The sequence below is a fragment of the Streptomyces sp. NPDC038707 genome (assembly GCF_040636485.1).
Lineage (GTDB): Bacteria > Actinomycetota > Actinomycetes > Streptomycetales > Streptomycetaceae > Streptomyces.
The window spans coordinates 1-13,041 of sequence record NZ_JBEZUP010000020.1; the positions used below are offsets into that span (position 1 = coordinate 1).

Genomic DNA, 13,041 nt, shown 5'->3' on the forward strand with positions numbered 1-13,041 from the left:
TCTGGGGCACGCCCGGCACCAACGGGCAGCACGCCTACTACCAGTTGATCCACCAGGGCACCAAGCTGATCCCGGCCGACTTCATCGGCTTCGCCGAGCCGGTCGCCGAGCTGAGCGGCGAACTCAAGGCCCAGCACGACCTGTTGATGGCCAACTTCTTCGCCCAGACCCAGGCGCTGGCCTTCGGCAAGACCGCCGAGGAGGTCCGCGCCGAGGGCGTGCCCGACGAACTGGTCCCGCACAAGACCTTCCCCGGCGACCGGCCCACCACGACGATCCTCGCCCGCGCGCTGACCCCGTCCGTGCTCGGCCAGCTCATCGCGCTGTACGAGCACAAGGTGTTCGTGCAGGGCGCGGTGTGGAACATCGACTCCTTCGACCAGTGGGGCGTGGAGCTGGGCAAGGTCCTCGCCAAGCGGGTCGAACCCGCGCTCACCGAGGGCGCCGACGTCCCCGGCCTGGACGCGTCCACCAAGGCGCTCGTCGCCGCGTACCGGGAGCTGCGCGGCCGGAGCTGAACCCGGGCCCGGCACAGAAGGACGGAAAGAAGGACGGCGGGGGCCGAGGCCCCCGCCGTCTTCTGCTCCGCGCCCGTGCCGCGCCTTACGGCGACGCCGGCGGGTACAGCGACCGCGGCAGCTGCGAGGCCGCGGCGGAGTCCAGCAGCCACAGGGTGCGCCGGGTGCCGTACGCGCCCGCCGCCGGGGCCTGGATCTCGCCCGCGCCCGACAGGGCGATGGCCGCGGCCTCCGCCTTGTCCTCGCCGGCCGCGAGCAGCCAGACCTCGCGGGCCGCGCGGATCGCCGGGAGGGTGAGGGTGATCCGGGTCGGCGGCGGCTTGGGCGCGCCGTGCACGCCGACCACCGTGCGCTCGGTCTCCCGCACGGCCGGCAGCTCCGGGAAGAGCGAGGCCACATGGGTGTCCGGGCCGACGCCCAGCATGAGCACGTCGAAGGCGGGCACCGCGCCGTGGTTCTCCGGCCCGGCCGCCTTCGCCAGCTCCGCCGCGTACGCCTCGGCCGCCGCCTCGACGTCCGTGCCGTGGGGGCCGTCGGAGGCGGGCATGGCGTGCACGCGCTCCGGGTCCAGCGGGACGGAGTCCAGCAGGGCCTCGCGGGCCTGGGTGACATTGCGCTCGGGATCGCCCTCGGGGAGGAAGCGCTCGTCGCCCCACCACAGGTCCAGCCGGCCCCAGTCGATGGCGTCCCGGGCGGGCGCCGCCGCCAGCGCGGCCAGCAGGCCGTTGCCGTTGCGACCGCCGGTGAGGACCACGGACGCGGTGCCCCGGGAGGCCTGCGCGTCCACGATCTTCGTGATCAGGCGGGCCGCGGCGGCCTGCGCCATCAGTTCCTTGTCGTGGTGGACGACCAGCTGCGGTGTGCTCATTTCGCCGCCGCCTTCCTCGCCGGTGCCTTCTTCGCGGACTTGGCCGCCGCCTTCTTCGCGGGGGCCTTGGCCGCTTCCTCCACCGGTTCCGGGACGGCGACCGGCTCGGCGGCCTCTCCGGACGCCGGCTCGGCGGCTTCCCCGGACGCCGGCCCGGCAGTCGCCTCAGGCGCGGCAGACGCCTCGGCGGCCGGCTCGGCCGGGGCCCCGGCGGCCTGCTGGGGCACCTTGGCCAGCCGCTCCACGCCGTAGCGCAGCGCCGACGCGTAGGTGTCGTCCGGGTCCAGCCGGCGCAGCTCCTCCGCGATCAGCTCGGCGGTGTCCCGCCGCTTCAGCGCCACCGCGCGGGCCGGCTGGCCCTCGATGGCGAGCGTGGCGAGCGAGCCGTCCGCGCGGTCCAGCGTGATCGGGCCCCGGCTGGTGTCCAGACGGACCGCCGTGAGCCCCGGGCCGGCGGACAGGGAACGCCGGACGGGGACGTCCAGCCGGTCCGCGAGCCACATCGCCAGCAGCTCACAGCTCGGGTTGAACTCCTCGCCCTCCACCTCGACGCCGCGCACCTCGCAGTCGATCTGGTCCAGGGCCGCCGCCAGCATGGAGCGCCACGGCGTGATCCGGGTCCAGGACAGGTCGGTGTCGCCGGGCGTGTAGGCGGCTGCGCGGGCGGACAGCTCCCGCACCGGCTGCTCGGCGGCGTAGCTGTCGGTGACCCGGCGCTGGGCGAGCGCGCCCAGCGGGTCCTTCGCCGGGTCGAGCGGCGCGTTCACCGGCCACCACACGACGACCGGGGCGTCCGGCAGCAGCAGCGGCAGGACCACCGAGTCGGCGTGCTCGACGACCTCGCCGTACAGCCGCAGGACCACCGTCTCGCCGGTGCCCGCGTCCGCGCCCACCCGCACCTCGGCGTCCAGCCGCGAGGCGGTGCGGTCACGCGGGCCGCGGGAGACCCGCTTGACGACGACGAGCGTGCGCGAGGGGTGCTCGCGCGAGGCGTCGTTGGCGGCCTTCAGGGCGTCGTAGGCGTTCTCCTCGTCGGTGACGATGACGAGGGTCAGGACCATGCCGACGGCGGGCGTGCCGATGGCGCGGCGGCCCCGCACGAGCGCCTTGTTGATCTCTCCGGCGGTGGTGTCGGTCAGATCTATCTTCATGGCCGGCGCCAGCTCCGTCCGTCTCGTGCGAGCATCTCGTCCGCTTCCACCGGACCCCAGGTGCCCGACTTGTACTGCGCGGGCCTGCCGTGCGTGTCCCAGTACTCCTCGACCGGGTCGAGGATCTTCCAGGACAGCTCGACCTCCTCCGTGCGCGGGAAGAGGTTGGCGTCGCCGAGCAGCACGTCCAGGATCAGCCGTTCGTACGCCTCCGGGCTGGACTCCGTGAACGACTCGCCGTAGGCGAAGTCCATCGACACGTCCCGGATCTCCATCGAGGTGCCCGGCACCTTGGAGCCGAAGCGGACCGTGACGCCCTCGTCCGGCTGGACGCGGATCACGATCGCGTTCTGGCCCAGCTCCTCCGTCGCCGTGGTGTCGAACGGGGAGTGCGGGGCCCGCTGGAAGACCACCGCGATCTCGGTGACCCGGCGGCCCAGCCGCTTGCCGGTGCGCAGATAGAAGGGCACCCCGGCCCAGCGGCGGTTGTCGATCTCCAGCTTGACCGCCGCGTAGGTGTCGGTCTTCGACTTCGGGTCGATGCCCTCCTCTTCGAGGTAGCCGATGACCTTCTCGCCGCCCTGCCAGCCCGCCGCGTACTGCCCGCGCACGGTGTTGGCGCCCAGGTCCTTCGGCAGCCGGACGGCGCCGAGCACCTTCTCCTTCTCCGCGGCCAGCGCGTCCGCGTCGAAGGAGGCGGGCTCCTCCATCGCGGTCAGTGCCAGCAGCTGGAGCAGGTGGTTCTGGATGACGTCACGGGCGGCGCCGATGCCGTCGTAGTACCCGGCCCGGCCGCCGATGCCGATGTCCTCGGCCATGGTGATCTGCACGTGGTCCACGAAGGACCGGTTCCAGATCGGCTCGAACATGGTGTTGGCGAAGCGCAGCGCCAGGATGTTCTGGACGGTCTCCTTGCCGAGGTAGTGGTCGATCCGGAACACCTGGTCCGGATCGAACACCTCGTGCACGACCTTGTTGAGTTCCTCGGCCGACTCCAGGTCGTGGCCGAACGGCTTCTCGATGACCGCGCGCCGCCAGGAACCGCCGGACTGGTCGGCCAGACCGTGCTTCTTCAGCTGCTGGATGACCACCGGGAAGGAGCGCGGCGGCACGGACAGGTAGAAGGCGAAGTTGCCGCCCGTGCCCTGCGCCTTGTCCAGCTCCTCGATGGTGGCGCGCAGCCGCTCGAAGGCATCGTCGTCGTCGAAGGTGCCCTGGACGAAGCGCATCCCCTGGATGAGCTGCTGCCAGACCTCCTCCCGGAAGGGGGTGCGCGAGTGCTCCTTGACCGCGTCGTGCACGACCTGGGCGAAGTCCTCGTGCTCCCAGTCGCGGCGGGCGAAGCCCACCAGGGAGAAGCCCGGCGGCAGCAGACCCCGGTTGGCGAGGTCGTACACCGCGGGCATCAGCTTCTTGCGGGACAGATCGCCCGTGACACCGAAGATGACCAGGCCCGACGGCCCCGCGATGCGCGGGAGCCGTCGGTCGGCCGGGTCACGAAGCGGGTTCGCTCCGGAACCGGAAACGGGTGACAACTCAGCCCTCCGAGGGGGCAAGGCGCTCGAGCTCCGCCTGAGTCGACTTGAGCAGGTCGTTCCAGGACGCCTCGAACTTGTCGACGCCCTCGTCCTCCAGCACCTGCACGACGTCGTCGTACGAGATCCCGAGCCGCTCCAGCGCGTCGAGGTCGGCGCGCGCCTGCTCGTAGGTGCCGGAGACCGTGTCGCCGGTGATCTCGCCGTGGTCGTCGGTGGCCTCCAGGGTGGCCTCCGGCATGGTGTTGACCGTGTTCGGCGCGACCAGCTCGGTGACGTACAGGGTGTCCGGGTACGCCGGGTCCTTCACGCCGGTCGACGCCCACAGCGGACGCTGCTTGTTGGCGCCCGCCTTCTCCAGGGCCTGCCAGCGGTCGGAGGAGAAGACCTCCTCGTACGCCTGGTAGGCCAGCCGTGCGTTGGCGAGGGCGGCCTTGCCGCGCAGCGCCTCGGCCTCGTCGGTGCCGATGCTGTTCAGTCGCTTGTCGATCTCGGTGTCCACGCGGGACACGAAGAAGGACGCCACGGAGTGGATCTTCGACAGGTCGAGGCCCCGCTCCTTCGCCTTCTCCAGGCCGGTGAGGTACGCGTCCATGACGGCCCGGTAGCGCTCCAGCGAGAAGATCAGCGTGACGTTGACGCTGATGCCGAGGCCGATCACCTCGGCGATCGCCGGCAGACCCGCCTGGGTGGCCGGGATCTTGATCAGGGTGTTGGGGCGGTCGACGAGCCAGGCCAGCTGCTTGGCCTCGGCGACCGTCGCCTTGGTGTGGTGGGCCAGGCGCGGGTCGACCTCGATGGAGACCCGGCCGTCCTGGCCGTCGGTGGCGTCGAAGACCGGGCGCAGGATGTCGGCGGCGTCACGGACGTCCGCCGTCGTGATCATGCGGATGGCCTCTTCGACGGTGACCTTGCGGGCGGCCAGGTCGGACAGCTGCTGGTCGTAGCCGTCGCCCTGGGAGATCGCCTTCTGGAAGATCGTCGGGTTGGTGGTGACGCCCACGACGTGCTGCTGGTCGATCAGCTCGGCGAGGTTGCCGGACGTGATCCGCTTGCGCGACAGGTCGTCCAGCCAGATCGCGACGCCTTCTTCGGAGAGGCGCTTCAGTGCGTCTGTCATGGAATTACATCTCCTACGTGTCGTATATGGGCGTCAGCGCTGGGCGTCGGCGAGGGATTCCCGCGCCTTGGCGGCCACGTTCTCCGCGGTGAAGCCGAACTCGCGGAAGAGCAGCTTGCCGTCGGCGGACGCACCGAAGTGCTCCAGGGAAACGATGCGGCCGGCGTCCCCCACGTACTTGTGCCAGGTCAGGCCGATGCCCGCCTCCACGGCGACGCGAGCCTTGACGGACGGCGGCAGCACGGAGTCCCGGTACCCCTGGTCCTGCTGCTCGAACCACTCCACGCACGGCATCGAGACGACACGCGTGGGCACGCCCTCGGCCTGGAGCCGCTCCCGCGCCTCCACGGCCACGTGCACCTCGGAACCGGTGGCGATCAGGACGACCTGCGGCTCGCCGCCGTCGGCCTCGAACAGGACGTAACCGCCCTTGGCCGCGTCCTCGTTCGGCTCGTACGTCGGCACGCCCTGGCGGGTGAGCGCGAGGCCGTGCGGCTGGCCCTTGCCGAACTCCTTGGTCCAGCGCCCCAGGATCTCGCGCCAGGCGATGGCGGTCTCGTTGGCGTCGGCCGGGCGGACGACGTTCAGGCCCGGGATGGCGCGCAGCGAGGCCAGGTGCTCGACCGGCTGGTGGGTGGGGCCGTCCTCGCCGAGGCCGATGGAGTCGTGCGTCCACACGAACGTCACCGGCAGGTGCATCAGCGCCGACAGGCGCACGGCGTTGCGCATGTAGTCGGAGAAGACGAGGAAGGTGCCGCCGTAGACACGGGTGTTGCCGTGCAGGGCGATGCCGTTCAGCTCGGCGCCCATGGAGTGCTCGCGGATGCCGAAGTGGATCGTGCGGCCGTACGGGTTGGCCTCCGGCAGCGGGTTGCCCGCGGGCAGGAACGAGCTGTCCTTGTCGATGGTGGTGTTGTTCGAGCCGGCCAGGTCGGCGGAGCCGCCCCACAGCTCGGGGATCACCGCGCCGAGCGCCTGGAGCACCTTGCCGGACGCGGCACGCGTGGCCACGGCCTTGCCGGGCTCGAAGACCGGGAGCTTCTCCTCCCAGCCGGTGGGCAGCTCGCCCTTGGCGATCCGGTCGAACTCGGCGGCCCGCTCCGGGTTGGCCTCGCGCCACTCCTGGAGCGACTTCTCCCACTCGGCCTTCGCCTGGGCACCGCGCTCCAGCGCCTTGCGGGTGTGGGTGATGACCTCGTCGGTGACCTCGAACGACTTCTCCGGGTCGAAGCCGAGGACGCGCTTGGTGGCCGCGACCTCGTCGTCGCCCAGCGCCGAGCCGTGCGCGGCCTCGGTGTTCTGCGCGTTCGGGGCCGGCCAGGCGATGATCGAGCGCATCGCGATGAAGGACGGCCGGTCGGTGACCCGCTTGGCCTCCTGGATCGCGGCGAAGATCGCCGCCGGGTCCAGGTCGCCGTTCTCCTGGGCCTCCACCCGCTGCACGTGCCAGCCGTAGGCCTCGTACCGCTTGACGGTGTCCTCGGAGACGGCCGTCTCGGTGTCGCCCTCGATGGAGATGTGGTTGTCGTCCCACAGCAGCACCAGGTTGCCCAGCTTCTGGTGGCCGGCCAGCGAGGACGCCTCGGCGGCGATGCCCTCCTGGAGGCAGCCGTCACCGGCGATGCAGTAGACGAAGTGGTCGAAGGGGGACTCGCCGGCCGGCGCGTCCGGGTCGAACAGACCGCGTTCGTAGCGGGCGGCCATCGCCATGCCCACCGCGTTGGCCACACCCTGGCCCAGCGGGCCGGTGGTGGTCTCGACACCCTTGGTGTGCCCGTACTCCGGGTGGCCCGGGGTCTTCGAGCCCCACGTCCTGAAGGCCTTCAGATCGTCCAGCTCCAGGCCGAAACCGGCCAGGTAGAGCTGGGTGTAGAGGGTCAGGGACGAGTGGCCGGCGGACAGCACGAAGCGGTCGCGGCCGACCCACTCCGGGTCGGCCGGGTCGTGCCGCATCACCTTCTGGAAGAGGGTGTAGGCGGCGGGGGCCAGGCTCATCGCCGTACCGGGATGGCCGTTGCCGACCTTCTGTACGGCGTCTGCGGCCAGGACACGGGCGGTGTCCACGGCCCGCTGGTCCAGCTCGGTCCACTCAAGGTCTGTGGTGGTCGGCTTGGTGCTCACCCTGGGTCAGGGCTCCTCTCCACATGTCGGTCGCCGGACGTCGGAGCGTGCGCCCCGCCCGGCCGCCGACGGGCTTGGCGCCCGCCGGCCGTTGTCGAGCCTACCCCCGTGAGGACGTGCGTTTTTTCGAGTGTTTCCAGACTGCCGGGAGTCGGTGGAATCCGCCTCCCGACTGGGCGGAACGGCATTCGGCACATGAATGCGAGGCCGCTCATCTGACCGCTCAACAGAGCCTTCCCGCGCACGGAGGATCATGCCTTCGCGAGCACGTCCACGGGCATGTCCACGAGCACGTCCGAGCGAGCCCGCGCACGTGTGTACGGAGGCCCCCGCCAACACGACCCCACCCCCGCGAAGGCCGGGGTATGGGCAACGTCTAAAGTGGCGTGGTACGCGCGAGCCTCGCCCCGGAGTGTCCGGCGGAGAGGCTTGCTGGGATGTCTCTGTCAGGGGTGTGCGTGACGGCCGTCGAATCCCGTCCTGGGGGTCCCTCCCAGGCCCTCAAGGCCCTGGGGGAGGGTGCGCTCGGTGGCGCGAGCCAGGGCCCGGTTCACCGGCCGTTCGGGGCCCGTGTCAAAGCGTTCGTGGCGCTGACCAAGCCGCGGATCATCGAGCTGCTGCTCATCACCACCGTTCCGGTGATGTTCCTGGCGCAGCAGGGTGTGCCCGACCTGAAGCTGGTCCTGGTCACCTGCCTCGGCGGCTATCTGTCGGCGGGCGGCGCCAACGCGCTCAACATGTACATCGACCGGGACATCGACGCCCTGATGGACCGCACGTCGCAGCGCCCGCTGGTGACCGGCATGGTCAGCCCGCGCGAGTGCATGGCGTTCGGCATCGCCCTGGCGGTCGTCTCGACGCTGCTGTTCGGGCTCACCGTCAACTGGCTGAGCGCCTGGCTGTCACTCGGGGCGCTCCTCTTCTACGTGGTCGTCTACACGATGATCCTCAAGCGGCGCACGTCGCAGAACATCGTGTGGGGCGGCATCGCGGGCTGCATGCCGGTGCTGATCGGCTGGTCGTCCGTGACGAACTCGCTGTCGTGGGCGCCGGTCATCCTCTTCCTCGTCATGTTCTTCTGGACCCCGCCGCACTACTGGCCGCTGTCCATGAAGGTCAGGGAGGACTACGCGCGCGTGGGCGTGCCGATGCTGCCGGTCATCGCCTCCAACAAGGTGGTGGCCAGGCAGATCGTCATCTACAGCTGGGTGATGGTCGTCGTCTCCCTGCTGCTGACCCCCCTCGGCTACACCGGCTGGTTCTACACGGCGGTCGCCCTCGCGGCGGGCGGCTGGTGGCTGTGGGAGGCGCACGCGCTGCAGAACCGGGCCAAGGCCGAGGCCACCGGCACGAAGCTGAAGGAGATGCGCCTCTTCCACTGGTCCATCACCTACGTGTCGCTGCTGTTCGTGGCGGTCGCGGTGGACCCGTTCCTGCGCTGACCCGCACCGGGCGTACGTCACAGTGCCCTGGCCTCGCCAGTCGATCTACCGGTGAGTAGCATCCTGGGCATGGCAGACACGCAGCAGGTTGACGCGAAGGCCGAGCGCACGGTGTCCCGGCTCGCCCACCGGATCGGCGCCTTCGCCGCGGCGCACGGCGGCGCGGAGGGCCAGGTGGCCTACATCGGCGAACGCGGCGCCCGCATCGTCCTCGTCGGCGCGGACGGCGGCTGGGGCGACCTGGTGGCCCCCACGTACGCCATCGCCGAGCAGGCCGTGGCCAAGGCGGGCATCACGGTCCACGAGTCCTTCGACGGCGAGTTCGCGGGCAAGGTGACCACGGGACCGTACGAGTGGAAGCGGATGGCCGGCATCCAGGTCGGCGGCTGACCGGCAGCCCCGCGTCCCGCGCCGGATCGCGAGCGCCTCTCGGGCCGGCGCCTGTGGGGGAGCGGTCGCCCCGGGGCTGCCCGCACGGTGCCTCGGGGCTGCTCGTCCTCCACCGCTGACCCGGAGCCCGCCGACGGCCCCGCGCGCGGGGTGTACAGGATCCGGTGCGCTTGTCGAGACTGGGCGGATGACGACCGCTTCCCTGCTCGACGCGTTCCTGAAGGCCCTGCTGCCGCTGCGGCCCCGTGCCGTCTGGGCGCACGGCTCGCTGGCCGGCGGTGACTACCAGGAGGGGCGCAGCGACCTGGACCTCATCGCCGTACTGCCCGGCCCGCTCGGCCCGGGACACGCCTGGCGGATCGCCACCCTGCACAGCGGGCTGCGCGAGCGCCCCCTCGCGGCGAAGCTCCACTGCTCCTATCTCACCCCGGCCACCCTGGACGACCCGGACCGCCCGCACCTGACCTGGGCGCACGGCGGGCTGCTGCGCCGCCCGGTCACCCCCGTCACCCGGCGCGAGCTGCACGACTTCGGCCGGGTGCTGCACGGGGAGCCGCCGGGCGGGCTGCTGCCGCCGGTGCCGCAGGGGCGGCTGCGCGACTTCGTCGTGCGCGATCAGCGTGATTTCTGGCGGCCGGCGGTGGACAAGGCCCGGTTGTGGCAGCAGGACGTCTGGGTGGACCTGGGACTGCTGACCTTCGCCCGGGCCACGGTGACCCTGCGCGACGGCCGGCTGATCTCGAAACGCGAGGCCCTGGCCGAGCTGCCCGGCCTCGGCGCGCCCGCCGAGGTCGTCGCGGACATCGCTCGCCGCCGGTACGAGCGCCTCGCCCCGGCCGGCCCGGACTGGCTCGCCCGACGTGCCGGAGCGACCCGGGCGTTCCTGGCTCCGGAGATCGACGCCCTGGTGGCGGGCGTGAGCCGATGGTCAGGTCGGGCGGGGGCGCCGGTGCGGCCGGCGAGGTCGTCGGGGACGTCGCCGGCCGGTGGTACGAGTGCCCGTCCTGGCCGGTCCTGCGGGGGTGACCCGGGTGTTCCGGGGTGCGGCGATTGACGCCTTGGTCGCGGGCGTGGGGTGGCTCAGGCGTGTGAGCCGACCGTCACCTCGGTCGGGGCCGTCGGCAGGTCCTGCGGGGTCTCGGGGCGTTCCCGCAGTGACAGCAGGACCCGCAGCACCCAGATCCACATCACCGTGGAGCCGAGCATGTGGGCGGCCACCAGGGCCTCCGGGAGGTGGGTGAAGTACTGGACGTAGCCGATGGCGCCCTGGCACAGCAGGACGACGAACAGCTCCCGGGTGCGGGCCAGCGGTGCCTTCGGCGCGTCGACCGCCTTCAGCACGAACCACAGCGCGAACGTCAGCGTGACCACGATCCAGGCGAGCACCGCGTGCAGCTTGGAGACGTTCTCCCAGTCGATCGGGATGCGCGCGACCTCGCTGGAGTCACCGGCGTGCGGCCCCGCCCCGGTCACCACCGTGCCGACCGCGATGAGCAGCGCCGACGCGGTCACCAGGAACCACACCAGCTGCGCCACCGCCTTGCCGACCAGCGGACGCGGGGCCTCGTCGCCCTCCCGGGTGCGCTGCCACATGACCGTCGCGATGGCGATCAGGGCCGTGGAGAGGAGGAAGTGCGCGGCGACCGTGTACGGGTTGAGGCCGACCAGGACCACGATCCCGCCGAGCACCGCGTTGCCCATGACCACCCAGAACTGCGCCCAGCCCAGCCGGGTCAGGCCGCGCCGCCACGGTTTCTCGGAGCGCGCGGCGATGATCGCCCAGCCGACGGCGGCGCACAGCACGTACGTCAGCATGCGGTTGCCGAACTCGATGATCCCGTGGAAGCCCATGGCCCGGGTGGTGGTCAGCGAGTCGTCGGTGCAGGTGGGCCAGGTCGGGCAGCCGAGGCCCGAGCCGGTCAGGCGGACGGCGCCGCCGGTGACCACGATGACCACCGACATGACGAGCGCGGCGAGGGCCGCCCGCCGGACGGTCCGGGGGTCCGGGGTCCAGCGGTCGGCGATGAAGGCGAGCGGATTGCGCAGGGCGGCTTCGGCGTCGGCGCGGTTCAGCTTAGGCACGCGCACCATCGTAGGCCGCTGCTTGTGCACGCGTTCACGAGGGTCACTCCGATGGGGGGTGCTCCTCCTCACAGGAGGGTCACTCGCCGACGGGCCGGCGCTTTCCGCGGGGTCACTCCCAGCGGAAGAAGCGTCCGGCCGCGGCCAGGCCGGCGACCGCCCAGACGGCCAGGACGCCCAGGTCGCCCCACGGCATGCCGGCGCCGTGCTGGAGCACGTCCCGCAGGCCGTCGGAGAGGGCGGAGATGGGCAGCAGGCCCAGGATCCGCTCGCCCGCCGAGCCGAACCTCTCCAGCGGCACGATCACCCCGCCGCCCACGAGCAGCAGCAGGAAGACCAGGTTGGCGGCGGCCAGCGTCGCCTCCGCCTTCAGGGTGCCCGCCATCAGCAGGCCGAGCCCCGAGAAGGCGGCGGTGCCGACGACGAGCAGAGCGACGACGGCGGCCGGGTTGCCGTGCGGGGACCAGCCCAGCGCGAAGGCGATCGTGGTCAGCAGCAGGACTTGCAGAACCTCCGTGACCAGCACGGAAGCCGTCTTCGCGGTCATCAGGCCCCAGCGCGGCAGCGGCGAGGCGGCCAGCCGCTTGAGCACGCCGTAGCGGCGCTCGAAGCCCGTGGCGATGGCCTGCCCGGTGAACGCCGTCGACATCACGGCCAGCGCCAGCACACCGGGAGTGAGGAAGTCGACCGCCTCGCCCTTCCCGGTGTCCACGATGTCGACCGAGCTGAAGAGCACCAGCAGCAGGGTCGGGATCACGACCGTCAGCAGCAGCTGCTCGCCGTTGCGCAGCAGCATCCTGGTCTCCAGGGCCGCCTGCGCCGCGATCATGCGGGGGAGCGGGGCGGCTCCGGGCTTCGGCGTGTACGTACCCACGGTCACGAGCGCAGCTCCTTGCCGGTCAGCTCCAGAAAGACGTCCTCCAGGGTGTGCCGCTCCACCGAGATGCGGTCCGGCATCACCCCGTGCTGGGCGCACCAGGAGGTCACCGTGGCCAGCAGCTGGGGGTCCACCCTGCCGACGACCCGGTAGCTGCCCGGGGTCAGCTCGGCGGCCGTGCAGTCGGCCGGGAGCGCCTTGAGCAGCGAGCCGACGTCGAGGCCGGGGCGGCCGGTGAAGCGCAGGGTGTTCTCGGCGCCGCCCTTGCACAGCTCCTCCGGGGAGCCCTGGGCGATGACCCGGCCGCCGTCGATGATCGCCACGTCGTCCGAGAGCTGCTCGGCCTCGTCCATGTGGTGGGTGGTGAGGATCACCGAGACGCCGTCGGCGCGCAGGTCCCGCACCAGGTCCCAGGTGGCCCGGCGGGCCTGCGGGTCCAGGCCGGCGGTCGGCTCGTCCAGGAAGACCAGCTCCGGGCGGCCCACGACGGCCATGGCGAGCGCGAGCCGCTGCTGCTGGCCGCCGGAGAGCCGGCGGTAGCTGGTCCGGCCGCAGGAGCCGAGGCCGAGGCGCTCGATGAGGGCGTCGACGTCGAGCGGGTGCGCGTGCAGCTTCGCCACGTGCCGGAGCATCTCCTCGGCGCGGGCGCCGGAGTACACGCCGCCGGACTGGAGCATCACCCCGATGCGGGGCCGCAGCTCGGCGGCCTGCCGGACCGGGTCGAGGCCCAGGACGCGCACCGTGCCGGAGTCCGGCTTCCGGTACCCCTCGCAGGTCTCGACCGTGGTCGTCTTCCCGGCGCCGTTCGGGCCGAGTACGGCGGTCACTCCGGGCCGGGCCACCAGGTCGAGGCCGTCCACCGCGGTCTTCGTGCCGTACCGCTTCACCAGGGCCGCTACCTGGACCACGGGCTCACTTCGCATGGGGCCGAGTGTAG

The 13,041-nt window shown here is 71.9% G+C and carries 11 protein-coding genes and 1 pseudogene; 4 read left to right on the forward strand and 8 right to left on the reverse strand.

Features of this window, described 5'->3' with window-relative positions; all coding sequences use genetic code 11:
- Positions 1–518 (forward strand): annotated as a pseudogene (locus tag AB0E62_RS25075) (glucose-6-phosphate isomerase); the annotation flags it as partial.
- 85 nt (positions 519–603) lie between these two features.
- Here the strand turns inward: AB0E62_RS25075 and pgl are convergent.
- The 5 genes from pgl to tkt are packed head-to-tail and all read right to left on the reverse strand — an operon-like array spanning position 604 to position 7,313.
- Positions 604–1,386, reverse strand: coding sequence for a 6-phosphogluconolactonase (pgl, locus tag AB0E62_RS25080; protein ID WP_362197925.1), 783 nt, complete (start codon positions 1,384–1,386; stop codon positions 604–606).
- Complete coding sequence (gene opcA / locus AB0E62_RS25085; protein WP_362197928.1) at positions 1,383–2,537, reverse strand: glucose-6-phosphate dehydrogenase assembly protein OpcA; 1,155 nt, start codon at positions 2,535–2,537, stop codon at positions 1,383–1,385. The genes pgl and opcA overlap by 4 nt, the downstream gene beginning before the upstream one ends.
- Positions 2,534–4,072, reverse strand: a complete 1,539-nt coding sequence (gene zwf / locus AB0E62_RS25090) for a glucose-6-phosphate dehydrogenase (protein ID WP_362197931.1) — start codon at positions 4,070–4,072, stop codon at positions 2,534–2,536. Before zwf ends, opcA begins: the two co-directional genes overlap by 4 nt.
- Position 4,073: 1 nt before the next feature.
- Positions 4,074–5,192, reverse strand: a complete 1,119-nt coding sequence (gene tal / locus AB0E62_RS25095) for a transaldolase (RefSeq protein ID WP_362197934.1) — start codon at positions 5,190–5,192, stop codon at positions 4,074–4,076.
- A 33-nt stretch (positions 5,193–5,225) separates the two neighbouring features.
- Positions 5,226–7,313: a transketolase gene (gene tkt / locus AB0E62_RS25100; RefSeq protein ID WP_362197937.1), complete on the reverse strand. Its 2,088-nt coding sequence runs from the start codon at positions 7,311–7,313 to the stop codon at positions 5,226–5,228.
- Between the two features lie 437 nt (positions 7,314–7,750).
- Here tkt and AB0E62_RS25105 point away from each other — a divergent pair, with 437 nt between their 5' ends.
- The 3 genes from AB0E62_RS25105 (at position 7,751) to AB0E62_RS25115 (ending at position 10,199) form a co-directional block, all read left to right on the forward strand.
- Positions 7,751–8,755 carry a heme o synthase gene (locus AB0E62_RS25105; protein ID WP_362197940.1) on the forward strand — a complete coding sequence of 335 codons (1,005 nt, stop codon included), beginning with the start codon at positions 7,751–7,753 and terminating at the stop codon, positions 8,753–8,755.
- 69 nt (positions 8,756–8,824) lie between these two features.
- A complete protein-coding gene (locus AB0E62_RS25110; RefSeq protein ID WP_362197943.1) occupies positions 8,825–9,145 on the forward strand; it encodes a hypothetical protein in 321 nt (106 codons plus the stop codon).
- Positions 9,146–9,332: 187 nt separating this feature from the next.
- Positions 9,333–10,199, forward strand: a complete 867-nt coding sequence (locus AB0E62_RS25115; protein ID WP_362197946.1) for a nucleotidyltransferase — start codon at positions 9,333–9,335, stop codon at positions 10,197–10,199.
- A gap of 26 nt (positions 10,200–10,225) precedes the next feature.
- Here AB0E62_RS25115 and AB0E62_RS25120 read toward each other — a convergent pair whose 3' ends face one another.
- The 3 genes from AB0E62_RS25120 to AB0E62_RS25130 all read right to left on the reverse strand — a co-directional run bounded on the left by AB0E62_RS25120 (position 10,226) and on the right by AB0E62_RS25130 (position 13,027).
- Complete coding sequence (locus tag AB0E62_RS25120) at positions 10,226–11,236, reverse strand: COX15/CtaA family protein (RefSeq protein ID WP_362197949.1); 1,011 nt, start codon at positions 11,234–11,236, stop codon at positions 10,226–10,228.
- Positions 11,237–11,339: 103 nt separating this feature from the next.
- Positions 11,340–12,056 (reverse strand): ABC transporter permease, encoded by a 717-nt coding sequence (locus AB0E62_RS25125; protein WP_362198238.1) that lies wholly within the window; start codon positions 12,054–12,056, stop codon positions 11,340–11,342.
- 47 nt (positions 12,057–12,103) lie between these two features.
- Positions 12,104–13,027, reverse strand: a complete 924-nt coding sequence (locus tag AB0E62_RS25130; RefSeq protein ID WP_362197952.1) for an ABC transporter ATP-binding protein — start codon at positions 13,025–13,027, stop codon at positions 12,104–12,106.
- Between the last annotated feature and the right edge of the window lie 14 nt (positions 13,028–13,041).